24 protein-coding genes are annotated in these 26,759 nt (G+C 58.4%); 13 read left to right on the top strand and 11 right to left on the bottom strand.

Going from position 1 to position 26,759, the window contains the following annotated elements:
- Positions 1-286: 286 nt before the first annotated feature.
- Positions 287-1,249 carry a thioredoxin-disulfide reductase gene (gene trxB / locus FFH90_RS25840; RefSeq protein WP_018927182.1) on the top strand — a complete coding sequence of 321 codons (963 nt, stop codon included), beginning with the start codon at positions 287-289 and terminating at the stop codon, positions 1,247-1,249.
- A 60-nt stretch (positions 1,250-1,309) separates the two neighbouring features.
- On the opposite strand, the gene FFH90_RS25835 is transcribed toward trxB, so the two are convergent.
- The 7 genes from FFH90_RS25835 to FFH90_RS25805 all read right to left on the bottom strand — a co-directional run bounded on the left by FFH90_RS25835 (position 1,310) and on the right by FFH90_RS25805 (position 5,753).
- A complete protein-coding gene (locus FFH90_RS25835) occupies positions 1,310-2,560 on the bottom strand; it encodes an aspartate aminotransferase family protein (protein ID WP_018927181.1) in 1,251 nt (416 codons plus the stop codon).
- Between the two features lie 171 nt (positions 2,561-2,731).
- Positions 2,732-3,070 carry a HopJ type III effector protein gene (locus tag FFH90_RS25830; protein ID WP_138866303.1) on the bottom strand — a complete coding sequence of 113 codons (339 nt, stop codon included), beginning with the start codon at positions 3,068-3,070 and terminating at the stop codon, positions 2,732-2,734.
- Positions 3,063-3,359 carry a DUF1244 domain-containing protein gene (locus FFH90_RS25825; RefSeq protein WP_018927179.1) on the bottom strand — a complete coding sequence of 99 codons (297 nt, stop codon included), beginning with the start codon at positions 3,357-3,359 and terminating at the stop codon, positions 3,063-3,065. The genes FFH90_RS25830 and FFH90_RS25825 overlap by 8 nt, the downstream gene beginning before the upstream one ends.
- A gap of 68 nt (positions 3,360-3,427) precedes the next feature.
- Positions 3,428-3,799, bottom strand: a complete 372-nt coding sequence (gene folX / locus FFH90_RS25820) for a dihydroneopterin triphosphate 2'-epimerase (protein ID WP_007942179.1) — start codon at positions 3,797-3,799, stop codon at positions 3,428-3,430.
- A 2-nt stretch (positions 3,800-3,801) separates the two neighbouring features.
- Positions 3,802-4,377 (bottom strand): GTP cyclohydrolase I FolE, encoded by a 576-nt coding sequence (gene folE / locus FFH90_RS25815; RefSeq protein ID WP_018927177.1) that lies wholly within the window; start codon positions 4,375-4,377, stop codon positions 3,802-3,804.
- Positions 4,378-4,400: 23 nt separating this feature from the next.
- Positions 4,401-5,111 carry a dihydromonapterin reductase gene (gene folM / locus FFH90_RS25810; RefSeq protein ID WP_018927176.1) on the bottom strand — a complete coding sequence of 237 codons (711 nt, stop codon included), beginning with the start codon at positions 5,109-5,111 and terminating at the stop codon, positions 4,401-4,403.
- 72 nt (positions 5,112-5,183) lie between these two features.
- Positions 5,184-5,753: an antibiotic biosynthesis monooxygenase gene (locus tag FFH90_RS25805; protein ID WP_019647675.1), complete on the bottom strand. Its 570-nt coding sequence runs from the start codon at positions 5,751-5,753 to the stop codon at positions 5,184-5,186.
- Between the two features lie 202 nt (positions 5,754-5,955).
- Between FFH90_RS25805 and FFH90_RS25800 the strand changes: the two genes are divergently transcribed.
- The gene (locus FFH90_RS25800) at positions 5,956-6,915 is read left to right on the top strand and encodes a MerR family transcriptional regulator (RefSeq protein ID WP_178114265.1); all 960 of its coding nucleotides are present in this window, start codon (positions 5,956-5,958) and stop codon (positions 6,913-6,915) included.
- 3 nt (positions 6,916-6,918) lie between these two features.
- Here FFH90_RS25800 and FFH90_RS25795 read toward each other — a convergent pair whose 3' ends face one another.
- Together FFH90_RS25795 and FFH90_RS25790 are read right to left on the bottom strand one after the other, a co-directional pair.
- Positions 6,919-7,524: a hypothetical protein gene (locus FFH90_RS25795; RefSeq protein ID WP_007942172.1), complete on the bottom strand. Its 606-nt coding sequence runs from the start codon at positions 7,522-7,524 to the stop codon at positions 6,919-6,921.
- A 54-nt stretch (positions 7,525-7,578) separates the two neighbouring features.
- Entirely contained in the window at positions 7,579-8,055 is a 477-nt protein-coding gene (locus FFH90_RS25790; protein ID WP_096479557.1) for a PAS domain-containing protein, read from the bottom strand.
- Between the two features lie 103 nt (positions 8,056-8,158).
- Here FFH90_RS25790 and FFH90_RS25785 point away from each other — a divergent pair, with 103 nt between their 5' ends.
- The 8 genes from FFH90_RS25785 to FFH90_RS25750 all read left to right on the top strand — a co-directional run bounded on the left by FFH90_RS25785 (position 8,159) and on the right by FFH90_RS25750 (position 21,563).
- Positions 8,159-8,614, top strand: a complete 456-nt coding sequence (locus FFH90_RS25785; RefSeq protein WP_064620259.1) for a flavodoxin — start codon at positions 8,159-8,161, stop codon at positions 8,612-8,614.
- 172 nt (positions 8,615-8,786) lie between these two features.
- On the top strand, positions 8,787-9,569 hold the full coding sequence (locus FFH90_RS25780) for a class II aldolase/adducin family protein (protein WP_018927170.1): 783 nt from the start codon (positions 8,787-8,789) through the stop codon (positions 9,567-9,569).
- A complete protein-coding gene (locus FFH90_RS25775) occupies positions 9,570-10,472 on the top strand; it encodes an alpha/beta fold hydrolase (protein ID WP_018927169.1) in 903 nt (300 codons plus the stop codon). It begins immediately after the preceding gene.
- A 109-nt stretch (positions 10,473-10,581) separates the two neighbouring features.
- Positions 10,582-11,493, top strand: coding sequence for an SDR family oxidoreductase (locus FFH90_RS25770; protein WP_138866301.1), 912 nt, complete (start codon positions 10,582-10,584; stop codon positions 11,491-11,493).
- A gap of 586 nt (positions 11,494-12,079) precedes the next feature.
- A complete protein-coding gene (locus FFH90_RS25765; protein WP_111454332.1) occupies positions 12,080-13,873 on the top strand; it encodes a DUF1302 domain-containing protein in 1,794 nt (597 codons plus the stop codon).
- A gap of 23 nt (positions 13,874-13,896) precedes the next feature.
- On the top strand, positions 13,897-15,264 hold the full coding sequence (locus tag FFH90_RS25760; protein WP_018927165.1) for a DUF1329 domain-containing protein: 1,368 nt from the start codon (positions 13,897-13,899) through the stop codon (positions 15,262-15,264).
- A gap of 140 nt (positions 15,265-15,404) precedes the next feature.
- Complete coding sequence (locus FFH90_RS25755; protein ID WP_138866300.1) at positions 15,405-17,957, top strand: LuxR C-terminal-related transcriptional regulator; 2,553 nt, start codon at positions 15,405-15,407, stop codon at positions 17,955-17,957.
- A gap of 162 nt (positions 17,958-18,119) precedes the next feature.
- Positions 18,120-21,563 carry a dermonecrotic toxin domain-containing protein gene (locus FFH90_RS25750; protein ID WP_138866299.1) on the top strand — a complete coding sequence of 1,148 codons (3,444 nt, stop codon included), beginning with the start codon at positions 18,120-18,122 and terminating at the stop codon, positions 21,561-21,563.
- 52 nt (positions 21,564-21,615) lie between these two features.
- Here FFH90_RS25750 and FFH90_RS25745 read toward each other — a convergent pair whose 3' ends face one another.
- Positions 21,616-22,398 (bottom strand): IclR family transcriptional regulator, encoded by a 783-nt coding sequence (locus FFH90_RS25745; protein ID WP_111454329.1) that lies wholly within the window; start codon positions 22,396-22,398, stop codon positions 21,616-21,618.
- Positions 22,399-22,516: 118 nt separating this feature from the next.
- Here FFH90_RS25745 and hmgA point away from each other — a divergent pair, with 118 nt between their 5' ends.
- From hmgA to maiA, 3 genes are read left to right on the top strand one after another with little or no spacing between them, the layout of a single operon-like run.
- A complete protein-coding gene (gene hmgA / locus FFH90_RS25740; RefSeq protein WP_138866298.1) occupies positions 22,517-23,821 on the top strand; it encodes a homogentisate 1,2-dioxygenase in 1,305 nt (434 codons plus the stop codon).
- A 3-nt stretch (positions 23,822-23,824) separates the two neighbouring features.
- A complete protein-coding gene (fahA, locus tag FFH90_RS25735) occupies positions 23,825-25,132 on the top strand; it encodes a fumarylacetoacetase (protein ID WP_018927160.1) in 1,308 nt (435 codons plus the stop codon).
- Between the two features lie 12 nt (positions 25,133-25,144).
- The gene (gene maiA, locus FFH90_RS25730) at positions 25,145-25,780 is read left to right on the top strand and encodes a maleylacetoacetate isomerase (protein WP_138866297.1); all 636 of its coding nucleotides are present in this window, start codon (positions 25,145-25,147) and stop codon (positions 25,778-25,780) included.
- A 25-nt stretch (positions 25,781-25,805) separates the two neighbouring features.
- Here maiA and FFH90_RS25725 read toward each other — a convergent pair whose 3' ends face one another.
- Positions 25,806-26,609, bottom strand: a complete 804-nt coding sequence (locus FFH90_RS25725) for a SirB1 family protein (protein WP_138866296.1) — start codon at positions 26,607-26,609, stop codon at positions 25,806-25,808.
- Between the last annotated feature and the right edge of the window lie 150 nt (positions 26,610-26,759).

The following is a 26,759-nucleotide window of genomic DNA, read 5'->3' as shown; positions in this document are numbered from 1 at the left end:
CCGACCTTACCGGCTTTGCCTGAGGTGCGAAAGCGCGGTAGCGGCATCGACATTAACTGTAACAAAGGCGTCTATACATTCACTGCAACGGAATAGAGACCGCCTATGAGCTGGATTGTTAAACCGTATTTCCTTAATCTTCGCCCCCTCGATACGCTGCACCCATTCTTTTACAGGACTGTCGAGCCCAAGCCTTCCCCAAGTGCTTTCAACGGTCCTTTTTTATTCCCGCCGGCAATCCGGCGTTCCGCGCCCAGTGTTTCGGGCCGGTCAACAGGAGCAGGTCATGTCTGAAGTTCGTCATTCGCGAGTGATTATTCTCGGTTCCGGCCCTGCCGGTTACAGCGCCGCTGTCTATGCGGCCCGTGCCAACCTCAAGCCACTGCTGATCACCGGCATGCAAGCCGGCGGTCAACTGACCACCACCACCGAAGTCGACAACTGGCCGGGCGACGTCCACGGCCTGACCGGCCCGGCGCTGATGGAACGGATGAAAGAGCACGCCGAGCGCTTTGAAACCGAGATCGTGTTTGATCACATCAATGCCGTGGACTTCGCTGCCAAGCCGTACACCCTGATTGGCGACAGCGCGACTTACACCTGCGACGCCCTGATCATCGCTACCGGTGCCAGCGCTCGTTACCTGGGCCTGCCGTCGGAAGAAACGTTCATGGGCAAAGGCGTTTCGGCCTGCGCGACCTGTGACGGTTTCTTCTATCGCAACAAGCCAGTGGCTGTGGTCGGTGGCGGTAATACCGCTGTCGAAGAAGCGCTCTACCTGGCCAACATCGCCAGCACCGTGACCCTGATTCACCGTCGCGAAACGTTCCGCGCCGAGAAGATCCTGATCGACAAGCTCAATGCCCGGGTTGCCGAAGGCAAGATCATCCTGAAGCTGAACGCGACCCTGGACGAAGTGTTGGGCGACAACATGGGCGTGACCGGTGCTCGCCTGAAGAACAACGATGGCAGCTTCGACGAAATCAAAGTCGACGGCGTGTTCATCGCCATTGGCCACACCCCGAACACGTCGTTGTTCGAAGGTCAGCTGACGTTGAAAGACGGCTACCTGGTTGTACAGGGCGGCCGTGACGGCAACGCCACTGCCACCAGCGTCGAAGGTATCTTTGCTGCCGGTGACGTGGCCGACCACGTTTATCGTCAAGCCATCACCTCGGCCGGCGCCGGCTGCATGGCGGCACTGGACACAGAGCGTTACCTCGACGGCCTGCAGAACGTTTCGTTCTGATTCCGTAGAAAACAAAAAAACCGGCCTTGGCCGGTTTTTTTGTGGGCAGACGATTCTGCCTCAGGACAATTTCGCCAGGCACGCCTCAAGAATATCCAGCCCTTCTTCCAGCACGGCGGCCTCAGTGGTCAATGGCGCGAGCAGCCGAATGATGTGGCGCGACTTGCCGCTGGGCATCAGCAGCAAGCCCGAGTCTCGGGCCAGCGCCAGCAGTTGTGTCAATTGCGCCGAAGCCGGTGTGCCGTCGGCATTGATCAGTTCGATGCCGCGCATCGCACCCACGCCGGTCAAACGGCCCAGATACGGTGACAGTCCGCGTGCCCGCCAGGCTTCGTAGCGGCTGACAATCGCTTCTTCCTGCTGCGTGCCCCAGGCATGCAGATGTGCATCACTCATTTCGTCCAGGGTCGCCAGCGCGGCGGCGCAGGCGATGGGATTGCCTGAGTAGGTGCCGCCCAATCCGCCCTTGGGCAAGTTGTCGACTAGCGACTTGCGCCCGACAACCGCACCCAGCGGCACGCCACCGGCAATGCTTTTACCCAGCAGGATCAGGTCCGGCTCAATGCCCAGTCGCGAAAACGCAAACCGCTGGCCGGTGCGGCCGAAGCCGGACTGGATTTCATCGGCAATCAGCAAAATGCCTTTGTCATCACAGAAACGCCGCAGCGCCTGGGCGAATTCCACATCCATCGCCAGAAACCCGCCTTCGCCCTGTACCGGTTCGACGATAAAACAGGCCACGTCATTCACGTCGATCTCGACGCTGAACAGCCGATCCATCGCCTTCAGGGCCTCGGCGCAGGTCACGTCATTGTCTTTGCTGGGGAAGGGCAGGTGGTACACCGGCCCCGGCAGCACGCCGACTTTCTGCTTGTAAGGCGCGACCTTGCCGTTGAGGTTGAGAGTGGCCAGCGTGCGGCCGTGGAAGGCGCCGTCAAAGGCAATGATCGCGGTGCGGCCGGTGGCGCCACGGACGATCTTCAGGGCGTTTTCCGCCGCTTCCGCGCCGCTGTTGGTGAGCATGCCGCTGACCGGGTAATCCACTGGAATAAACGCGGCCAGGCGATCCATGAGTTCGATGTAAGGCACATGGGGAGCCGCGTTGAACGCGTAGTGGGTCAGGCGGGTGGCTTGTTCACGAATGGCCTCGACGATGCGTGGATGGCAATGGCCGAGGTTCAGTACGCCGATTCCCCCGACAAAGTCGATGTAGCGCTTGCCATCGGTGTCCCAGACTTCGGCATTTTTTCCGTGGCTGAGACTGATGGGGTGAACAATGGAAATCGACTGACTGATGGTTTCGCTGCGCATGAATGGCTGACTCTGAAGAAGGGATGCTTCTTTTTATCTAAGCCGCGAGCAGAGGTGTCCGGCAAACGAAATAAAGTTGCCGGGTCAATCTTAAAAGTCGGGATGTGCCCTGATACCGATCGATGGCGACGCATAATCTGTGGCGAGGGAGCAAGCTCCCTCGCCACAGGTTTAGCGACGAGTCAGTGGCTGCTGAGCGAACTTCACACCCGCCAAGCCATGGGCAATCAACGCCCGGATATTGCCGTGGTCGCTGCCTTCGGGCGTAGCTACCACCGAGCGATAATGCTCGCCAAACGCCAACAGCGCTTCTTCATCGCTCAGACCTTCCAGCAGCGCCAGGCCCAGGGTCTTGCACGAGCCTTCGTTCTGCCCGGCTGCGTTTTCCACGCCACCGTTGTTGAAAGCCTGGGGCTGGTAGTCATAACCGGAGGCAATGAACGCCAGGGTGTCGGCGAAAACGTGTTCGCCACTCTTGAGGCTGGCGCGCAGGGTGTTCAAATCACTCATTGGGTTTTCCTTTGGCGAACGCCGCTTGTTGGTCGGCGCTGGCTTCTTTCTGGTATTGGGCTTTCCACTCGGCGTACGGCATGCCGTAAACCACTTCGCGGGCTTCATCGAGGCTGACGTCGATCTGGCGTTCGTCAGCGGCGGCCTTGTACCACTTGGACAGGCAGTTGCGGCAGAAACCCGAGAGGTTCATCAGGTCGATGTTCTGCACGTCCTTGCGGCTGTCCAGGTGGGCAACCAGCCGGCGAAAGGCGGCGGCTTCAAGTTCCAGGCGTTGTTGATCGTTCATGATGGGCTCTGTGCAATCAAATCGTGGCGCGGATGATAAAAGCCTGGCGAGCGATGCGCCAGACGCGGTCAGCGGCTTGCGGCCAGGGTAATCGACACCGACTCGGCGAAGCGCAGGGCGTGGGGCTTGTCGACTTCGACTTCGGCATACAGTACCGACTCGTTGGCCATGATCAGGTCCAGCAGCTCCTGGGTCAGGCGCTCGAGCAGGGCAAAGCGATTGCCTTCCACGTGGGCAATGATCGCCTTGGTGATGGTGCGGTAGTTCAGCGCGTGATCGATGTCGTTGTCACGCACGGCGTCCTGGGCGGCATACAGGATGGTCAGGTTGATCAGCACATCCTGCTTGTTGAGGATTTCGTCCTCGTTGATCCCGATGAAAGTTCGCAAACACAGGTCCTTGACCCGGATGCGTGCCATTCCTGGTTGAAGTTGTGGCATTGCTACTTGCTCCGTCCAATCAATTGCAGGAACTCCTGGCGGGTGTTGCTCGACTCGCGGAAGGCACCGAGCATCACCGAGGTGTTCATGGTCGAATTCTGTTTCTCGACGCCGCGCATCATCATGCACATGTGCTGGGCTTCGATGACCACCGCGACACCGGCGGCATCGGTCACTTGCTGCACGGCCTCGGCGATTTGCCGGGTGAGGTTCTCCTGGATTTGCAGGCGGCGGGCGAACATATCCACAAGCCGTGCAATCTTCGACAGGCCCAGCACCTTGCCCGTTGGAATATAAGCCACATGCGCCTTGCCGATGAAGGGCAACATGTGATGTTCACACAGCGAGTACAACTCGATGTTGTCGACAATGATCATTTCATCGTTGTCGGAGGCGAACAGTGCGCCGTTGACGATCTCTTCGACGCTCTGTTCGTAACCGTGACACAGGTATTGCATGGCCTTGGCGGCGCGCAACGGGGTGTCTTGCAGCCCTTCGCGGTCGGGGTTTTCACCCAGGCCGATAAGGATCTCGCGATAGCTCTGGGACAGGGCGCTGTGGGGCAGGGATAACGTCATGGGGACATCCTCGCGGGGGCGGCTTATTTGACGTGCCGTCCGCCATTGACGGTCAGGGTCGTGCCGGTGACATAAGGGTTGTCGAGCAAATAGCGCAGGCTCTGGTAGATCACTTCGCTGCCGGGCTCGATGCCCAGTGCGGATTTGGCCAGGACCCTGGCGCGGTACGCCGCGTCGTCGTCGGGATTGAACAGTAGCAGGGCTGGCGCGATACCGTTGACCTTGATATCTGGCGCGTACTTGGCGGCAAAGGACAGGGTCAGGCTGTCGAGCCCGGCTTTGCTGGCGCAGTAGCCGATGTGCTTGCTGCTGCCCTTTCGGGTCACGTCATCGCTGATGTGCACGATGTCGGCGGGGCTTGAGCGTCTGAGTAAATCGGCACAGTGCAGGTTGATCAGGTAGGGCGCCAGCATGTGCACGCTGAACATGCGGGTGAAGGCATTGGCTTCGGCGCCCGGGGTTTCGGCCAGCCATTCGGAGGCGTTGTGGACTATCGCCCGCAGGCTGTCGGTGTGGTTCTTCAATTCACCGATGAACGCGAGAATCCCGGCCTCGCTGGAAAAGTCCGCGAACACCGCTGTTGCTCCCAGATCGCGCAGGGTCTTTACGCCGGGGCGTTCGCTGCGGTAGCTGAAAATGACCGGATGGCCGTCTTCGAGCAAACGCTGCGCACAGTGCAGGCCGACACGCTGGCCGGCACCGGTGATGAGGATGGGGGCTGCGGAAGAGGTCATGAACGGCTCGCGTCGCGGTTAGAGCAAAACTATACCAGCGACGGGAGTCGTGCACCTACGCTCCTGCAAGAGTTACTGATTTTGGGTAGTAGGCGTTGCGGGCAACGGTTGTTGCGGTGCGGTGTTCAGCCAGCCGGCCAACAGATGGGTCGACAATGGAATGAAGAAATAAACCATCAGTGGTGTCAGGCACAGGGTGCTGACGAACACCCGGGCCAGCAATCCCGTTTCAGCCAATAACGGTCCCAGCACAAAGTTGAACAGCAGGGACACCGGAAAGAACGCCAGCCAGATCGCCACGGCCTGCTTCCAGCGTGGCGGGCGTTGCCCTACCGCACCGAACCAGCCATCGATGCCACTGACCCGATGCTCCGAAGGATGGGCAAACAGATTGCTGCCGCGTCCCAGCCAAGCGGTACGCGACGCGGAATGCTCCCAGGCGTGCAGGGTCTGCTCGTCGGCGAAGCGGAAAATAATCTGGAATTCGTCATCCTCGGGCGGCGGAGCGAGCACGCCAGAACCGAGATAGCCGGGGAAGTCGGTGGCCAGTTGCTCGCCTTCGCGCAACCAGGCCATCAGGTCCTGATAACGCCCATCGGCGACACGACGCGCAACCATCAACGTGACGGGTGAAGTAGACATTGTGTATCTCCGTAAGGCAAACGCGTCGCTCCGGATAGGAGTTTCGCCAGGCACAGCGCCGGGGTAGTGGGCTGCGTCTTGGGACAAGCAAGGATTATTCCTGATTGTGTCTGGAACTTTCGTTCCAATTAGTTCAACGACGTGTTGAATATCACTGGGGTATGAGAGTAAAAATGTATCAAAATACTAATATGGATCCAAAATCCCTGTGCTGACCGACATTGCGCCTGGCTTGCCCCCCATTACCTCCCTGATTCGAGAGGAGCTGTTCCCGATTCGTGAGGTCGCGCGGATGACAGGGGTCAACCCGGTCACGCTCCGAGCCTGGGAGCGACGCTACGGGCTGATACAGCCCACCCGCACCGAAAGCGGGCACCGCTTGTATTCGATGACCGATATCGAGCGTGTCCGCAGCATCCTCGGCTGGATCGAGCGCGGTGTCGCGGTAAGCAAGGTTGGCAAGATACTGGCCAAGACCGAACCGCTCCAGGTGCTGGAGCGGATCATTCCCGACGAGCTCGTTCAAGCCGACTACAGCCAATGGCAGCAGCAGGTCAAGGCGGCAGTGAGTGTTTTTGACGAAGTTCAGCTGGAACACGTCTACGGTCAGATCTTTTCCAGTTATCCGCTGACAGTTGTGTTCCAGGACATCCTGATTCCGATCTGGAAGCTATTGCTACAACGCCAAGATGCGTTCGGTCAGACCAGCGAGTGGCTTTTTCTGGATGGCTTTCTGCGGTCTCGAGTATTGCAACGCCTGCTGCTGGTGCGTGTCATGCAGCCGCGACGAGTGATTGTCTGCGCCTTGGCCGACCAATGTCGTGAGCTCGAAGTATTGGTCACGGCGCTCTATCTGAGCAGCATCGATTCGGCTATTCAGTTGTTGGCGATCGGGCAGCCCTTTGATGAGTTGATCCTGGTCTGTGAGAAGATCAAGCCAAGGGCGCTGGTGCTGATTTCCAATCACGCGCCGGCTGCCGAACTGCCTCGACGTTTGAACCGTCTGGCCATGGGCCTGGATTGTCAGCTGTTTCTGGCCGGGGATGCGTCCGACCTGGCGCAAGAAAGTCTGGCCGGGTCGTCGGTGGGTTGCCTTGGAAACGAGGGAGGGGTGATGCGCCAGCGTCTGAAACAGTTCCTGGCGGGAAACCTGGATACCTGAGATTCAAATATGCAAAGCAGGATGGGTCAGGCGATGTTGCTGAAGGATGTACTGACGCAGACGCTCGGTTTCGTCCTTGTCACTCTGGCTCAACTCGTAGGCGTAGAAACCTTGCTCGGTCTCACGCTCCAGGGTGCCGCGCAACGCAATCCGCTCATAGCCTGACGGGCTGAACCACAACGCGAAGTGCTTTGGTGCTTTGGTCTTGTTGCGAACTTCCAGCAAAACCCCTTTGAACGATATTTCGTGCACCCACATCGTGCCGGGTTGCCCCTTGGCATTTTCCAGCGCCACTGGCTCTTCGAGCGGCAGGCGCCATGGCCGAATCATTGGCCCGTCTTCATAAATGCTGGGGACACCGAGGCGTAGATGCATTGCGTGAAACTCATCTTCCACCAGGTGCAGCGGGAAGGTCATTTGCTGATTTTCGAAAGTGGCCTGGATGGTGACTTGCTCATGAGCGGCCAGGCGTGTGAGCAAATCACGGATCTGCGAGCCGCCATTGACCAGCAAACTCGACGTCGCATCCCGCACATTGAGTTGCGGGTTGTGTTGCATGGTCTGGATAAAGTCCAGCTCATCCTGGGTCAGGAGTGCGTCGCGCTGCATGATTTGCTCGAAAGAAATAATTACAAAGTCATCGGTGATTGTAGTAAATGACCACTAATTCGCAGATTGGTTTGATCCGTTCGTCGACTTGAGATCAGCAAGTTCTGCCTGTACCTCGGCCAATTGCGCTTCCAGCTGTGCAACTCGCTGCTGTGCCTTGACCTGAACCGTGACGTCTTTCTGCACCCCGACAAAATAGGTTTGTCCGTCGTGCGGGTTTTTTACCGTGGAAAGCGACAGTTCGTTCCAGAACGGGGTGCCGTCCTTGCGGTAATTCCTGAGAATTTCCCGGCAGGAACCGCCATTGCCCAACGCCTGGCGAATCAATGCGAGGGCGGGCTGATCCCGGTCTCCTGCCTGCAAAAAGCGGCAATCCTGGTAGAGGATTTCTTCGCTGGTATAGCCCGTCAGGCGTTCGAACGCCGGGTTTACGTAAATCAGGATATTGTCCTGTTCGCCTTCCTTTTCGGCAATCACGATGCCGTCGTTCGACGCCTCGATTACCATTTGCAGCAGTGAGGCATTGATCATCGCAGAGTCCTTTGCGTATTGATGGGTACGCTGCATTCTAAAAGATCAATGAGGGCTGTGCTGTTAATATCTCGGCCTTTTACTCAGCTTCAGGATCAGATTGATGAAAGTCGCCATCCTTTCCGGCTCGGTGTACGGCACGGCTGAAGAAGTCGCCCGCCACGCCGCAAGTCTATTGAACGCCGCCGGTTTTGAAACCTGGCACAACCCGCGCGCGACACTTGCCGATGTTCAGGCCTTTGGCCCGGAAGCCTTTCTGGCGGTGACTTCGACCACCGGCATGGGTGAGTTGCCGGACAACCTGCAACCATTGTATTCGATGATCCGCGATCAATTGCCCGCCGCCTGGCGTGGCTTGCCGGGTGCCGTTATCGGGTTGGGCGACTCGAGTTACGGCGATACGTTCTGCGGTGGCGGTGAGCAAATGCGTGAGTTGTTCGGCGAACTGGGCGTGCATGAAGTGCTGCCGATGTTGCGTCTGGACGCCAGTGAAACGGTAACGCCGGAAACCGACGCCGAGCCTTGGCTGGCGGACCTGGTCAGCGCTCTGCGGGGCTGACCGGCTTTTATTGGCGGCAGTGTTCTGACATGGATCCAGGCTCCCCCACGCACTGACTCGCTCGGCCACCAAGCTGGCTGCCAATGCAACTAGCCGATCTCCGGGGGCTGACTAGACTGCTGTAACGTCAGTGAACATTAAGAACCCAGAACAATAAAAAGAGATCCTTGCCGTGAGCGTAACCCCCATCCAGTCGCCACACAGTCTCCAGGATAAAGTCAGTGCCGCCGAGTGGCAGACCCGCGTCGACCTGGCGGCCTGTTATCGTCTGGTCGCCCTCCACGGCTGGGACGATCTGATCTTCACGCACATTTCAGCCAAGGTGCCAGGCACTGAAGACTTCCTGATCAACCCGTTCGGGATGATGTTCCATGAAATCACCGCGTCGAGCCTGGTCAAGGTCGATCAGGCCGGCAACAAATTGATGGACAGCCCCTACGAGATCAACCCGGCGGGTTACACCATCCACAGCGCGGTGCATGAAGTCCGGCATGACGTCGTGTGTGTACTGCATACCCACACGGCGGCCGGCGTGGCGGTATCGGCGCAGAAACAGGGCATTTTGCCGATCAGTCAGCAGTCATTGTTCGTGCTGTCCAGCCTGGCTTATCACGCCTACGAAGGCGTGGCACTGAACCATGAAGAGAAGGCGCGGCTGCAAGCCGACCTGGGTGAAAACAATTTTCTGATGCTGCACAACCACGGTCTGCTGACCTGTGGTGGCACCATCGCCGACACGTTCCTGATGATGTTTACCTTTCAGCGCGCCTGCGAGATTCAGGTGCTGGCGCAGAACGGTGGCGCGGAGCTGATTGCCATCGAACCGCAGATTCTGGCGGGCGCCAAGGCGATGATCGCCGGCGTCACCAAAAGTGCTCAAGGGATGGGTGGCGCGCTGGCCTGGCCGGCGCTGCTGCGCAAACTCGATAAACAAGACCCGGGTTATAAACTCTAAATGGCACTCGCCGAAATTCCTCTGTGTGTCTGGCGTAAACGCGGCCAGACGTTCGTCTTCCGCGGTCAGACCATCCGCTATTGGGCAGCGGGGCAGGGCGAGCCGCTGTTGTTGATCCATGGCTTCCCGACCGCCAGTTGGGACTGGCATTACCTGTGGCAGCCGCTGGCGCAGCGCTATCGGGTGATTGCCTGCGACATGCTTGGCTTCGGCGATTCGGCCAAACCGGTGAACCACAACTACAGCCTGCTGGAGCAGGCCGATCTGCAACAAGCGTTATTGGCGCACTTGAACGTCGAGCAACCCGTTCACGTGTTGGCACACGATTATGGCGACAGCGTGGCCCAGGAGCTCTTGGCCCGGCACTACGAAGCACGTGCTCATATCGCCAGTTGCGTGTTCCTCAATGGCGGGTTGTTTCCCGAAACCCATCGCCCGGTGTTGATGCAAAAACTCCTGCTAAGCCCCTTGGGCTGGATGATCGGGCTAGCTTTTACCCGTGACGCTCTGGTGAAGAGTTTCAAGCAGATTTTCGGTCCGCAGACCCGGCCCACCGAAAGCGAGTTGGATGATTTCTGGAGCCTGGTCGATAGCAATCACGGGCAGCGGATCATGCATAAATTGATCGGTTATATTCCGCAGCGGCGGGTCCAGCGTGAGCGTTGGGTCAGCGCCATGCAGCGCGGCGAGGTGCCGCTGCGCGTTATCGATGGTGAGGTCGATCCGGTTTCCGGTGCGCACATGGTGGCGCGCTATCGGCAACTGATTCCCACCCCGGACACTGTCCTGCTGTCCGAGATCGGCCATTACCCACAGATCGAAGCGCCGGCGCAGGTGCTCAAGCACTATCTGGAATTTCGCGATCAGTTGATTTCACCGCCGCTCAAGTTGGCGTGTTCCTGACTATCCCGCTGCCTTATCGCGCACCATTCAGCCGCCCCCGTGTTCATTGTGACCGGCAGCCCCGTGCCCGACACTCGCACTAATAGTCCCTGGCCTGCTGGAGTTCCCCATGAATGAGTCTGTGCGCTTCGAAGATAAAGTCGTGATTGTCACCGGTGCGGGCGGCGGCTTGGGGCGAGCGCATGCATTGCTGTTCGCCAAACAGGGTGCCAGAGTGCTGGTCAATGATCTCGGCGGCTCGGCTCAGGGTGAAGGCGCCAATGCATCGGCGGCTGATCGGGTGGTGGCGGAAATTCGTGAAGCGGGTGGCATCGCCGAGGCTAATCATGACTCTGTCACCGACGGAGACAAAATCGTCCAGCACGCCCTTGATACGTTCGGTCGTATCGATGTCGTGGTGAACAACGCCGGCATCCTGCGCGACAAGACCTTTCACAAAATGGACGACAGCGACTGGGACCTGGTTTACCGCGTTCACGTCGAAGGCGCCTACAAGGTCACTCGCGCCGCCTGGCCACACATGCGTGAGCAAAACTATGGCCGCGTGATCTTCACCGCGTCGACCTCGGGCATCTATGGCAACTTCGGGCAGTCAAACTATGGCATGGCCAAACTCGGCCTCTACGGCCTGACCCGCACACTGGCTATCGAGGGCCGCAAGAACAATATCCTGGTCAATGCCATCGCCCCCACGGGTGGCACCCGCATGACCGAAGGCCTGATCCCGCCGCAAGTATTCGAGCAACTCAAACCGGAACTGGTCAGCCCATTGGTGGTGTACCTGGCCAGCGCGCAATGCCAGGAAACGTCGGGGCTGTTCGAGGTCGGTGGCGGCTGGATGGGCAAGGTGCGCTGGGAGCGCAGCCTGGGCGCCGGGTTCGATCCGCGGGTCGGTTTCTCGCCGGGGGATGTGGCGGCGCATTGGCAGCAGATCTGCGATTTCGAAGGTGCGGCGCATCCGAAGGACAACATTGAGGCGCTGAAGGAAATGATGGAGAACTTGCAGAAGTATTCCCTCTGACGCTGATTGCGCGACATCTGGCGGGGCTTGCCTGAGCCCCGTCATCCCCTCCCGACTACTCCCTGCCTGAAAACCTTTCGCCCATAAAAAAGGCCGCTGCAAACGCAGCGGCCAAAGTAAGACGTGGATCCAGGAGCTACAAATCAACGTCAGTGAACACAGGGCGATGAGTCGAAAAAATACGCTTCGAATCATCTGGATTCTGTCGCCAATGGGGTGGTCTATCGTCCCCGTTCTTTGTGCTTTCGGGCCGTTTTCCGTGAAAGCCAGGCAAGAATAAGGTATTGATCACAAAGGAAAAATAGCGATTTCTGACATGCACTGTTACAGTCTTGGCAACAGTCTTCGGCTGACCTTTTGTAACAGCTGCCGCTAGCTGCGCCAGCTGTTACACATCCAACTTCAACCATGTCCCATGCACTGCACTGATAACCCTCCATCCAGCCCATCCATACCCCGCGCAAAACCCCGTCCCATGCGGGCCTTCATCCTTTGGAGGTACATCGCGAATACCTCCTTGGTGCGCTTATCGCTCCCGGCGAGCGGCAGTAGGGTGGGGGCTTCTGTCACTCACCGGGGAAGACGCATGACAAAAACAACAATGCGCGCCATCTTCAAACCGCAAGCGCTGGCCGCTGCGGTGGCCTTGGGCTGCTGTGCCCAGGCGCAGGCTGTTTCATTCAACATCGGCGAAATCGAGGGGCAGTTCGATTCCTCGTTGTCCGTCGGCGCGAGCTGGGGCATGCGCGATGCCGACAAGTCGCTGGTGGGTACCGTCAATGGCGGGACAGGCCAGTCTTCGACCGGTGATGACGGACGCCTGAACTTCAAGAAAGGCGAAACCTTCTCCAAGATCTTCAAGGGCATCCACGACCTCGAATTGAAGTACGGCGACACCGGCGTGTTCGTCCGTGGCAAGTACTGGTACGACTTCGAGCTCAAAGACGAAGACCGCGAGTTCAAGCAGATCAGCGACAGCGGTCGCAAGGAAGGCGCCAAGTCTTCCGGGGCGGAGCTTCTCGATGCCTTCGTTTATCACAACTATTCCATCGCCGATCTGCCGGGCACCGTGCGTGCCGGTAAACAGGTGGTCAGCTGGGGTGAAAGCACCTTCATCGGTAACTCGATCAACAGCATCAACCCGGTCGACGTTTCGGCGTTCCGGCGTCCCGGCGCTGAGATCAAGGAAGGCCTGATTCCGGTCAACATGTTGTTCGCTTCCCAGGGCTTGACCGATCAACTCACGGTGGAAGGTTTCTACCAACTGGAGTGGGACCAGACCGTCGTAGACAACTGCGGCACCTTCTTTGGTAACGACGTGGTGGCGGACGGTTGCAACAACAACTACACCGTCGGCAGCCCGGCGATTGCACCGCTTGCACCACTGGCGGCAGCCTTTGGCCAACCTATCCAGGTCACCCGTGAGGGCGTGATCGTGCCCCGTGGCGGTGACCGCGATGCACGGGATTCGGGGCAGTGGGGCGCGGCTTTGCGCTGGCTCGGTGACGACACCGAATACGGCCTCTACTTCATGAACTACCACAGTCGCACACCGACCGTCGGCACCACCACCGCCGGGCTGTCCACATTGGCCAGCCTGCCGGGCATGGTCAGCACTGCCAACCGTCTGGCCCCGGGCAGCGGTTCGGGCCTGGCGCAAAGCGTAATGCTCGGGCGCGGCCAGTACTACCTCGAATACCCGGAAGACATTCGCCTGTACGGTGCGAGTTTCTCCACCACGTTGCCCACCGGCACTGCCTGGACCGGCGAAATCAGCTACCGGCCTAACGCTCCGGTGCAGGTCAACACCAACGACCTGACCCTGGCGTTGCTCAACCCGATCGCCGGCGGCGCGGCATCGCCTGTTGCGACCCGGCCTGGCGCCGACAATACCGGTTACCGCCGCAAGGAAGTGACCCAGGTGCAAAGCACCCTGACGCACTTCTTCGATCAAGTGCTGGGCGCCCAACGGCTGACCCTGGTCGGTGAAGCGGCGATGGTCCATGTCGGTGGTCTTGAGCCGCGGAGCAAGCTGCGTTACGGCCGTGATTCGGTCTACGGCCAGTACGGTTTCGGTGGCGATACCGACGGCTTCGTCACCTCGACCTCCTGGGGCTATCGCGCCCGGGCGATCCTCGATTACGCCAACGTGATTGGCGGGATCAACCTCAAACCCAACCTGTCCTGGTCCCATGACGTCGCCGGCTACGGCCCCAACGGGCTGTTCAATGAAGGCGCCAAGGCGGTCAGCGTTGGTGTCGATGCCGACTACCGCAACACCTATACCGCAAGCTTGAGTTACACCGACTTTTTCGGCGGGAATTACAACACCCTGACCGACCGCGACTTCCTGGCGCTGAGCTTCGGCGTGAACTTCTGATCTGGCTGAGAAGGATGATGTTAATGCGCAAGATGATTCTGCAATGCGGCGCCCTGGCACTGAGTCTGTTGGCCGCCAACGTGATGGCTGCGGTCTCGCCGGAAGAGGCCAATAAGCTCGGCACCACCCTCACGCCGCTGGGCGCCGAGAAGGCCGGCAACGCCGATGGGTCGATCCCGGCCTGGACCGGTGGCATCCCGAAAAACGCTGGCGCGGTCGACAGCAAAGGCTTCCTGGCTGACCCGTTCGCCAGTGAAAAGCCGCTGTTCACCATCACCGCCGCAACGGTCGACAAGTACAAGGACAAGCTTTCGGACGGTCAGGTGGCGATGTTCAAGCGCTACCCGGAAACCTACAAGATTCCGGTCTACCCAACCCATCGCACCGTGGCCGTGCCGCCGGAAATCTACGAGTCGGCCAAGCGCAGCGCGCTGAACGTAACCAGCATCAACGACGGTAACGGCCTGGCCAATTTCACCGGCAATCGCTATTACGCGTTCCCGATTCCGAAGAATGGCGTCGAAGTGCTGTGGAACCACATCACCCGTTACCACGGCGGTAATCTGCGACGGATCATCACCCAGGTGACCCCGCAGACCAACGGCAGCTACACGCCGATTCGCTTCGAGGAAGAGATCGCCGTACCGCAACTGATGAAGGACCTGGACCCGGACAAAGCCGCCAATGTGCTGACCTTCTTCAAACAGTCGGTAACCGCGCCGGCGCGGCTGGCGGGTAACGTATTGCTGGTGCATGAAACCCTCGACCAGGTGAAAGAGCCGCGACTGGCGTGGATCTACAACGCCGGTCAACGTCGAGTGCGCCGTGCACCGCAAGTGGCCTACGACGGACCAGGCACCGCCGCTGACGGCCTGCGGACTTCGGATAACTTCGATATGTTCTCCGGTGCGCCAGATCGCTACGACTGGAAACTGATCGGCAAAAAGGAAATGTACATTCCCTACAACAGCTACAAACTCGATTCGCCGAGCCTCAAGTACGATGACGTGGTGAAAGCCGGGCACATCAACCAGGACCTGACCCGCTACGAGTTGCACCGGGTCTGGGAAGTGGTCGGCACGGTCAAGCCGAGTGAGCGGCACATCTACGCCAAACGCCACATGTACCTCGACGAAGACAGCTGGCAAGTGGCGCTGGTGGACCACTACGACGGTCGCGGCCAACTGTGGCGAGTGGCCGAAGGTCACGCCCAGTACTACTACGATCACCAGACTCCGGCCTACACCCTCGAGGCGCTCTACGACATCATCGCTGGCCGATACATTGCCCTGGGAATGAAGAACGAAGAGAAGCACAGTTTCATATTTGGCTTTGACGCCAAGGCTGCCGACTACACACCGTCGGCTCTGCGCGCCGAGGGCGTTCGGTAAGGGTTTTGATACATTGGCATCACAAAAGGCGACCGCTGGGTCGCCTTTTTTATGGGCGCCAATCAGCGCGCTGAATACCTCTCAACAAGCGGGTTGGAGAGGGTTAGGGTTGTCGGACAATTATAAAAAGGCACGCTGCAATGACCGCCATGACCCCGTGTCTGGACCGTTCTGGATTCCTGCCCCGCCTGTCCTCTCATCACCTGTCGCGGGCTCGCTTGACCGAGCCGCTACTGACCTCAACGGCCCGGGTGAAATTACTCTGCGCCCCCGCCGGCAGCGGCAAGAGTGCGCTGCTCGCCGAGTGCCTGTTGCGGGCGCCATCCCAGTGCCGGGTGCATTGGCTGCCCTTGTCTGGCGTGGTGTCGAGCGCGGCCGATTTTCGTCATCGTCTGGCTGAGGTGCTGGGGTTGGCCTCGTCGGGTGAAAACGAATTGCTGAGCAATCTGGCGCGATTGCAGACGCCGACCTGGCTGTTCCTCGATGACTACTGCCGTCTGCCGAACCCGGAGCTGGACTCGTTGCTGGATCGCATGTTGGCGATCGGCAGCCCGATGCTGACCTGGTGGCTCGGCACTCGCCGCCGGCCGCAATGCAACTGGCCACGGCTGTTGCTTGATGATGAATTGTACGAGTGCGAGAGCGCTTCGCTGGCTTTTACTTCAGGTGAAGTGGAGCAGCTGTTGCGTCCCTGGGTGCCGGATCAGGCCAACAAGGTGGCCAGTCGGGTCATCCAGCGCACCGGCGGCTGGTGTGCCGGTGTGCGGATCGCACTGTTGCAGAAGTGCGACTGGTCGCGTCAGGACACTCCCCAGGGACGGGCGGACACCTTGCTCGATTATCTGGAGCACGAGTTGTTCAGCTCGCTGACGCCTGAGTTGAGCGAGGTCTGGCGCGTGCTGGCCCACTTGCCACGCTTCAATGCCCGACTGTGCGATCACCTGTTTGGGGCCGGGGAGGGCGCGCAGTACTTGAGGACTTTGCAAGCACTGGGTTGTTTTATCGAACCCTGGCGCGACTCCACCGACTGGCTGCAGGTTTTCACCCCGTTCACCCAATTGCTGCGCGATGAGCAATGGCCGGCCGGACGCTCCTGGCATCGGCGGGCCTGCCAGTGGTTCTGCGCCGAGCAGGACTGGAAATCAGCCTTCGAACAGGCATTGCTCGCCGAGGAATACGAAGTGGCGGTCAGCCTGTTGCAGCACTTCAGTTTCGAGCATCTGTTCGAGGAGCAGACAGTGGTGCTGTTGTTGCGTCTGCATGAGCAACAAGGCGAGGAGCTGATGCTCGGCTCGCCGCAACTGATCGGGCTGATCACGGCGGCATCGCTGTTTGCGGGGCGGTTTGAGCAAGCCGGAGCCTGTATCGAGCAGTTGTCACGATTCGTCCCGCAGCCGTCGGCGATTCTGCAACGGCAACTGATCGCACGGTGGCAGGCCCAGCAGGGGTGGCTGTTGCATCTGCAGGGGCGGATGGAGGGCTCGCGTGCGCATTTTCTCGATGCGCTGAAGGACCTTGGTCCCGAACTCTGGACTGTACGTGTGATGTGCTTGTCGGGGCTGACCCAGCAAGCATTGCTGCGTGGGGAGCTGGAAGTCGCCCAGGCAATGAATCGTGAAGCGTTGTGCCTGGCGCGTGCGCAAGGTTCACTGGTTTTCGAAGGACTGCTGGAACTGGACCATGCGCAATTGCTGGAGCAGCGTGGTGCTCTCCAACGTGCCGAGGACTTGCTTGCCAATGTTCACGCCATGTTCACCAGGCAGCAACGCGATGCCGAACCTTTGCTCGGACGACTGGCGTTGCAGCGTGGCCGTTTGAATCTGTCCCTGGGACGCGATGCACAGGCGAGCGAGTTGTTTGAAAGTGGCTTGCGGATCTGCCTGCGCAATCACGACAAGCGGGTGCTGTACGGTTTTCTGGGGCTTGCGCAATTGGCGGCCAATCAACGTGACTATGACTTGGCATTTGCTCATCTGCGCGATGCTGAACGGTTGATGCAGCAGCGGCAGAGTCCTGACACCGTTTATCGTGGCGTACTGCTGCAAGTCAGCAGCCATTTCTGGCTGCAGCAGGGCCGGCCAGAACTCGCCTGTGAGGCGCTGAGTCGCGTCTTGCGCCACTATCTGGGCCAGGCGCGGCAAGCACCTCCGGCAACTTTGCTGCTGATTGCCCGGATTGAGTACCTGCTGGTGTTGGCCCAAGTCTATTTGCGCCGGAGCGAGGCCCCATTGAACATCCTCGCTCGCCTGCTTGATCAGTCGAAGCGCTCCGCTCAGTTGACGCTGGAGGTGGAACTGTTGTTCGCCAGGGCCGAAGTCGCCTGGTTGAATAGTGACCTGGTCAGTGCCAACGAGTTTTTACGCAGTGGATTAAATCTGGTGGAGCGATGTGGTTTGCGGCAGGCGCTGTGCGAACTTCAATTACGCCAGCCTGACCTGCTGTCGGCACTGGGAATGACGGAGCCGAACATTGAAGGCGTGGCATATACAGGAGGTAATAATCCGCTTAGTCAGCGCGAGGTCGAAGTACTAAAGTTGATTGCGTTGGGTAATTCGAATCAACAGATTGCCGAGCAATTATTCATCTCGTTACATACGGTCAAAACGCACGCTCGACGCATTCACGGTAAGTTGGGCGTTGAGCGCAGAACTCACGCAGTTGCCCAGGCGCGACTGCTTGGGCTGTTGGCGTGATGTAACAATTGATCGGCTGTTTGTGGCGCGGCGTTATTGTTGCTGCAACATAAGTCGAAAAGAAATCCGACTGTATTGTTGGTTATCTTTGATTTAGTTTCGCTGGAAGTTGGTGTGTGCAAGTGCACCGCTTTTAATTGGCTAAGTCAGGATTATGTATTTATGGAAAGTAATAAGCTCGAATCGGTTTTAAATAAATTCACCGGCGTAAACGAGGCCGTTGAACAGTTGTCCGGGCAATTGAAGTTTATCCCGTCATTTGCGTCTTTGCTACAAGATTGCCTGGCGGAGGACATGTGGCGTTTGGTGCCGGAACTCTATATTTCCAAGGTGTTTATCAATTATCGCGGTGTTGCGACTGCCCAAGAGCCGACAGGTTCACTGAATGATGTATTGATGGAGTGTCTGCTGCGCGGAAGTGCACCGAATTATAATCCAGACCAATATGGTGTGTACGACTGGCTGAACGATACGGACGAAAGCGCCCGATACGCTGATCTGGATGTTGGGACAGTGAGTCAATTTATCGCCGAATTGCTCCGGACGTTGCCTGCAAAGTTTGTCGTGGCGCTGGATCAGTACTGGGCACGTAATACGGGCAACAACGTGATGCGTAAAGGCCTTCTGCGAAGTTATGCTGTCAAACTCTTCTGGCAGGAATTGAATAACGTAACGCAAGAGGGCGGTGTCGCACCGGAAGACGAAAAAAAGATTCACGCGTTGACCAGTCCTCTGGTTCCCAGCGCATTTTATGGCGTTGCTGTCCAACTGCACGATGGCGTCTTCAAAACATTGGCTTCGGCTTTTGTCATGCGTCTGGATGGTCAGTCGTCAGGGGCAATTGTTCCTGCGGCGGACAGCGCCATGATTTTATATACGGCGAACGCAGGGGTGGAAAAGTTCGCTACGTCGGCAGCGCTGCATCAAGAAGTCCGGAAACGCCTGAGTACGCCAGCGAGTCGTGACGAATTGCTGAAGGACTTGGCAGTTGAAGACGCGCTGAAGGTCGAGGCTGATCCAGAGATTCGTTATCCACGAATTGATACGGATGTATTCGGTGTTGGCACAGACGCGCTGTTGGCAAAACAACGTGCTGACATCAGTCGTCAACTCAAGGGGTTGAGTGGCTCGCGCACGGACAAGGAGAATGTGATCCGAGAAGTTAACGCCCTCCTGCCCTTGAAGGAGCTGCTTGAGAATGCGAAACATCGCACAGCCGCGCTGATCAAGTTGATCAGTAAAAATGCGTGGCCTGAATGGTTGAAGCGCAGTAGCGAAAGGGACCAGAAGATTTATGTCGATCTGGAGCGCACCCTGCTTCAAAGTGAAGTAGATCTGCATCGACGAGTGGGTCATGTCGCGTCGCTGAAAGCCTATACACGAAACAGTGTTCAAGACTTTATTTTTCGGCGTGCTGCACTGCATGTCGATCCTGATTTTGTCCTCGTGACCTTGAACTACAATTTCCGTATGGGCGTGAAGGAAATCAGGCATCAAGAAACGAAAACGTTAACCGAACTTTTTATGTACGGTTTGCATGATAAAGCCGCCCGCTATCAGCTCAAGATCAACGGCGAACATGCGCGGGATTTGACCCCTTCATTCATCGAGTCAGCCATCGAAACGCTCGATGTGCGGATGAAGTACGCAGCGCTGCGGAACGCTGCCTATAAAGAGCCCGAAGTACAAGACGCTATCCATGAAAACCTGGCAAGAGTGACGGCCTTGTCGGTATTCGCCGCCGGGCTGCAAGGTCATTTGAAGGCGCAAAGTCTGGATATGGTGAAACGTTGCAATCTTGGCGATACATCATTAATTACTCATGGTCTTTCCTTTCGTGATGATTATCAGGCATTCAAGGAACTCACCGTTTATACGTCTAAAAGCAATGGTGCGCTTGTTCCTTGTGTGCTATATGCGCCAGGCGCGCCGGAAGGTAAAGACTGGTTTGAATTCGATAATGTTTGGTTGCTTAAGGAACACGTTGCGAAATGGGTGCTTGTTCCAGGCGGTAAGGATTACTTGATCGATCAATGCCACTTGAAGGATCGCAGCAAGCTGGATGACGAAATAAATAAATCTGGAGCAGCGGCCATAGCTGGTCAAGGGTCAAGAATCAATAGCGTTACATGGCTGTCTCTTCCCCAAAGACGCTTTGAAGACAGTGTCAGGCAGTTACTGGCATGGGCGGAGTACGAGGTCGAATTTGTTACGCCTGGTTGGTTCAGGCAAGCGAAGCTGTCTGAACGGCAATGCTTGGCTCGACTGACTACTGAACAAAGCGCCATTTATGGACTGGCGAAAGATAAGGTGAATGTACAGCCGTTTCAGGTGTTTGCTCGGGAATTGGTGAAAAAGCGAGTTAATGACTATTTACTTCGCTCGGGGCCACACCCGGAAATCGATCCGGACCAGGTTGAGATCACAATTGCAGGTCATCAGCCAATGACCCTGACTCAGTTGTTTATTAATTGGGAAATCTGGCGCAGCGACACCAGTTCTTTTGTGAAGGCTCTTGCGTGGTTTGACACGGTGGTCAAAAGTCTGGTCAATGTTCATGATCTATTGAGAACGGCTACGTTCAGGTCAAGAGACGGCACTTCGGTGGGAAGGCTGAGTGCAGCAGTGATCAACGACTTGATTGGAGTGTTGCCAGGGGATCAATACATCGATTATTTGAAGCGCACTTTCCTCAATCCCGGGGGCGGAGATCTGTCAACAAGACCTGAGGTGTATGGCAAGCTCAAGCAAAACAAACTCCAGTTCGATGCTCTGACTCAGAGAATGCAAGGCAATTTGAGCGTGGAGCAATATACCTGGCTGAATGCGGTGCTGGAAGAGTTGCACATTACTGCAAATACTGCCAATGGCGAAGTCTACAGGTTTGTCGTTAACGGCAAGCGAGTTGAAGGTGGATATGTCTTTGCTCGCAAAGGCACAACTGAAAAAATTATTTATCTGCCAGCGGCTTACGATGGCAAAAATTTTGTTTCACTGGAATCTTATGCCGCGGAACTGAAGATGCATGCGCGATGGGATATTGTTAAAAGTGTCCGGAGTAGAGATCAAGAGGTTGTGCGCAATTATTTGTTCGAAGTTCTGAAGGGATATCACGATTTCACGCTAACACTCGGACGGCCTATCCGCTTCTCGGATGACTACGCGCCGATGATCGAGCTTTTCATCGCCGAGACGGATGACCAGACGACCAGTCTTTCCGAAGCATTCTGGCGCGACACGCTGATTGTTGCCGAATTTGCGGTGGACATTGTTTCGCTCTTAATTCCACCGGTCGGGGTCGCAGCCACGTTATTGAAGGCAACGCGATCAATTGTGCTGGGGGTAATCGCTCACCACAACGGGTATGAAAAACAGGCAAGCGGGCATTTTTCAGCTGCATGGGTCGGGTTGATTTCTCTCTATGTGGGTACCGTTGCGGGCATTGGCGGTGCAAATGCCGGCTTGAGTCACCTTTCCAGAATCAACGATTTTGCCGGAATTGTTTCAACCGTTACCGGTGTTGAGGTCGGCGTAAATTATCTGACCTATGTGGCGGGTCGGTCTCTCGCGAATACAACCGGTTCGGTAACAACCTCTATTCGCTGAGCAGGGAAAAGAGTGGATTAATAGCGGGCGGTGATATTTCCGCTTTATTACGTCACGGTTCAACCTGGTAACCCATCCGCCAACTCACGGCCCGCGTCGCTGCCAGCAAACGCTGCGCCGCCGGGCCGTTTTCGTCAGCGTGAAACAGTGAGGTCGGACCGACGATGGTCATGACCGCCGCTACATTCCCTGCTGCGTTGAATACCGGTGCCGACAACGCATCCACTCCCGGCATCAGCAACCCATGCACATGATGCAGGCCGCGTACGCGGATCTGTTCGCATAAGGCCGCATAGGTCTGATCGTCCGCCAAGATGTGGTCAGTGGCGTTGTGAAGTTCCTGATCGCGCAAGTCCACGGTTTCCCGCTTTGGTAGGTAAGCGCCAAATACCAGGCCAGTGGATGAACTAAGCAACGGCAATACCGAGCCCAATTGCGTGACCACCGTCACCGACCGCACCGCCGGCTCGATGTGCACGACCGTCGCGCCCTGATTACCCCATACCGCCAAAAAACAGGTTTCGTTCAGATCGTCGCGCAGTTCGGCCAAGGGCAGGGCGGCGACTTTCAGCACGTCCATACTGTTCAGGGCAGCCAGGCCGACTCGCAGCGCTTCACGGCCCAGGCCGTAATGGTTGGTGGCGGGGTTCTGCTCGGCAAAACCGCTGGCGATCAATGCCTGTAGATAACGGTGAACCTTGCTCGCCGGCATCTGCACGTGTTCGGCCAAGCGCGACAACGAGGTCGAGGGCGACAGCTCGGCGAGGGCCTTGAGGATATCGGTGCCGACTTCGGCCGAGCGGACTTTCTGTTTACCGTTGCTTTCGCTGGTCATGGAGGCGGTGTGATCCCGGGACGAATGGGCGTCTTTATAGCTTGACGGTCAATACCAATCAAATTACGTTATGCGTAATTGAATTACGATAAAAATAACTTCCCGTTCAGGAGGCTCCATGAACCTCGATTCAACGGCGCCAGCGCTGGCTTATCAGTCAGGCTTTGGCAACGAATTCAGCAGCGAAGCATTGCCCGGCGCACTGCCTGTCGGCCAGAACTCCCCGCAAAAAGCCCCTTACGGCCTGTACACCGAACTGTTCTCCGGCACCGCGTTCACCATGGCCCGCAGCGAAGCACGCCGGACCTGGATGTACCGCATTCAGCCGTCGGCCAATCACCCGGCATTCGTCAAACTGGATCGGCAACTGGCCGGTGGTCCGTTGGGTGAAGTGACCCCCAATCGCCTGCGCTGGAACCCCTTGGACATTCCGACCGAGCCCACCGATTTCATCGACGGGCTGGTGAGCATGGCCGCCAATTCGGGCGCGGATAAACCGGCCGGGATCAGCATCTACAACTACCGCGCCAACCGGTCCATGGAGCGGGTGTTCTTCAACGCCGACGGCGAACTGCTGTTGGTACCGGAACTGGGCCGCCTGCGCATCGCCACCGAACTGGGCGTGCTGGAACTGGAGCCGCTGGAAATCGCCGTGCTGCCTCGCGGGCTGAAATTCCGCATCGAACTGCTCGATCCGCAAGCGCGGGGCTACGTGGCCGAAAACCACGGCGCGCCACTGCGCCTGCCGGACCTGGGGCCGATCGGCAGCAACGGTCTGGCCAACCCTCGCGACTTCCTGACTCCGGTGGCGCATTACGAAAACCTCAAGCAACCGACCACCCTGGTGCAGAAATTCCTCGGCCAGTTGTGGGGCTGCGAGCTCGATCATTCGCCGCTGAACGTGGTCGCCTGGCACGGCAATAACGTGCCCTACAAATATGACCTGCGTCGCTTCAACACCATTGGCACGGTGAGTTTCGATCACCCGGATCCGTCGATTTTCACCGTCCTGACCTCGCCGACCAGCGTGCACGGTCTGGCCAACCTCGACTTCGTGATCTTCCCGCCACGCTGGATGGTGGCCGAGAAAACCTTCCGTCCGCCGTGGTTCCACCGCAACCTGATGAACGAATACATGGGCCTGATCAAGGGCGAGTACGATGCCAAAGCCGAAGGTTTCGTGCCGGGCGGCGGCTCATTGCACAGCTGCATGAGTGCTCACGGCCCCGATGGCGAGACCTGCACCAAGGCGATCAACGCGGAACTGGCGCCGGCTAAAATCGACAACACCATGGCTTTCATGTTTGAGACCAGCCAGGTGCTGCGCCCGAGCCGGTTCGCCCTGGGTTGCCCACAGCTGCAAAACGATTACGACGCCTGCTGGGCCTCGTTGCCCGCCACTTTCGACCCGACCCGGAGATAATCCATGACTCAGACTTCCATCACTCGTAGCTGGGTTGCCTCCGCCAACGGCCACGCGGATTTCCCGCTGCAAAACCTGCCGTTGGGTGTGTTCAGCGTGAAGGGCGGAGCGCCGCGCAGTGGCGTGGCGATCGGCGACCATATCTTTGATCTGGGAGCGGCACTCGATGCCGGGCTGTTCGACGACGGTGCCGCGCGGACCGCCGTCGAAGCCACCCGTGGCGGCCAGTTGAATGCATTTTTCGAGCTGGGTCGCGAGGCTCGCGTCGCCCTGCGTGAACGCTTGATCGAGTTGTTCAAGGAAGGCAGCACCCTGCACGGCAAGATCGAAGCCCAAGGCGCAAAACTGCTGCCGCTGGCGGCGGATTGCCAGATGCACCTGCCGGCGAAGATCAACGACTACACCGACTTCTACGTCGGCATCGAGCACGCGCAGAATGTCGGCAAACTGTTTCGCCCGGATAACCCGTTGCTGCCGAACTACAAGTACGTGCCGATCGGTTATCACGGCCGCGCCTCGACCATTCGCCCGTCCGGCACCGACGTGCGGCGTCCGAAAGGCCAGACCCTGCCGGCCGGTCAGACCGAGCCGACGTTTGGCCCGTGCGCACGCCTGGATTACGAACTGGAACTGGGTATCTGGATCGGTCCGGGCAATGCCATGGGTGACTCGATCGCCATCGGTGACGCCGCCGATCACATCGCCGGTTTCTGCCTGCTCAACGACTGGTCGGCGCGGGATATCCAGGCCTGGGAATACCAGCCGCTGGGGCCGTTCCTGTCCAAGAGTTTCATCACCAGCATTTCGCCGTGGGTGGTGACGGCCGAAGCGCTGGAACCGTTCCGTCGTGCGCAGCCGGCGCGCCCGGAAGGCGACCCGCAGCCGCTGCCTTACCTGTTCGACAAACGTGATCAGGCGGCCGGTGCCTTCGACATCGAACTCGAAGTGCTGCTGCTGACCGAATCGATGCGCGAACAGAATCTGCCGGCCCATCGCCTGACCCTCAGCAACACCCAACACATGTACTGGACCGTTGCGCAGATGGTGGCGCATCACAGCGTCAACGGCTGCCAGTTGCAGGCCGGCGACCTGTTCGGTTCGGGCACGTTGTCCGGCCCTGAAAGCGGTCAGTTCGGCAGCCTGCTGGAAATCACCGAGGGCGGTAAAAAGCCGATCGAACTGGCCTCGGGCGAGGTGCGTAAATTCCTCGAGGATGGCGACGAAATCATCCTGCGGGGACGTTGCAGCCGTGAGGGTTTTGCTTCCATCGGTTTCGGCGAATGCCGCGGCAAAGTGCTGCCGGCGCGCTAAGAGGATCGGCCCATGGAACTCTATACCTATTACCGTTCGACCTCGTCTTTCCGGGTGCGCATTGCGCTGGCGTTGAAGGGGCTGGATTACCAGGCACTGCCGATCAACCTGATCGCGCCGCAGGGGGGCGAACATCGCCAGCCGGCATATCTGGGCATCAACCCGCAAGGCCGGGTGCCGGCCTTGCGCACCGACGAAGGTGAATTGCTGATTCAGTCACCGGCGATCATCGAGTACCTGGAGGAACGTTATCCACAGGTGCCGCTGCTGTCCAAAGACCTCGCCGCCCGCGCCCACGAGCGTGGCGTGGCGGCGGTGATCGGCTGCGACGTTCACCCGCTGCATAACGTCAGCGTGCTCAATAAGCTGCGGCAGTTGGGGCACGATGAGCCGCAGGTGGTCGAGTGGATCGGTCACTGGATCAGCCAAGGGTTGGCGACGGTGGAGCAGTTGATCGGTGATGTCGGTTACTGCTTCGGCGATCGACCGGGGCTGGCGGACGTTTACCTGATCCCGCAGCTGTATGCGGCCGAGCGTTTCAATATTTCACTGGACGCCTACCCGCGTATTCGTCGAGTGGCAGCGTTGGCGGCGCAACATCCGGCGTTCATCAAGGCGCATCCGGCGAACCAGCCCGATACCCCTTGATGGCGTCACAGTGCCCCCTGTGGGATCAGTGGACGATGGCGTTGGGCGGCAAGTGCCCCAACCTTTCTGTCAGGCGAATCCGCTGGATCGGGTCGTCGCAGAGCAGCAGCGCGTGTTCCAGGTCAAAACGCTCGGCATTCGGGCAATCCAGCCGTTGATAGAGGCTGGCCCGGGCCAGGTAGTCGGAGGCGTTGGCGTTGCCCAGCTCCAGCACGCGCTCGGCGTCGATCAGGGCGTCGATGTAGTCATCGTTCGTGAGGTACAACTGGCGCAGGTTGCGTGACAGCCGTTGCAGCATCTGCGCAGGTTCGGCGGTCTGCAAATGCTCGGCGCTGAGCTGCATGTTCGGACCGTACTGGCGTTGCAGCAGTTCACGGCAATCGTTGGGGTACAGCCGGCGCCCGCCGCACGGGTCGAGCAGGTGATCGGCGCCTTGCACCCGCAGCAGGAAATGCCCGGGGAAGTTGACCCCGACCATGGGGATTTCCAGTCTTCTGGCCAGCTCCAGGGCAATCAGGCCCAGCGCCAACGGCTGACCGCGCCGGCGTTCCAGCACTTTATGGAGCAACGCCACTTGCGGGCGCAAGGGCGTGAAGTCGTCCTGGGCGAACCCCAGGTCATTCATGCGCCGCAACAACGGTTGCGCCAACTCATTTACTGGCAGCATCGGTAATCCGTAACTGACCCTCTGTTGCAGGTCCTTGAAGTCCGCCAGCACAGTTTCGGGATTCAGCTCTTTATCGTGTTCGGCGGCGATCCACAACGCCGCCTCGAACAGCGCGGGCGGTGATCGTTGCAGAAAGTCGAAAAAGCGTTGGCGCGGGGTCATCAAAATCTCCGGGGAATGCCTCGTTTTAGCCCCGTCGCAGGCTTTCGTCCAGTACTGAACACAGGCCGTAACAGGTTATGTCCGAAAACCTTTAAAGCCGCGCTGCTTATTCCTGTGCGCTTCTGCAATTTTTGTGCGCAAGCCTATACT

This window comes from Pseudomonas sp. ATCC 43928, from assembly GCF_005938665.2.
In the GTDB taxonomy this organism is placed as follows: Bacteria; Pseudomonadota; Gammaproteobacteria; order Pseudomonadales; family Pseudomonadaceae; genus Aquipseudomonas.
The sequence above is the reverse complement of the archived record's forward strand: the minus strand, read 5'-3'. Positions and strand labels throughout refer to the sequence as shown.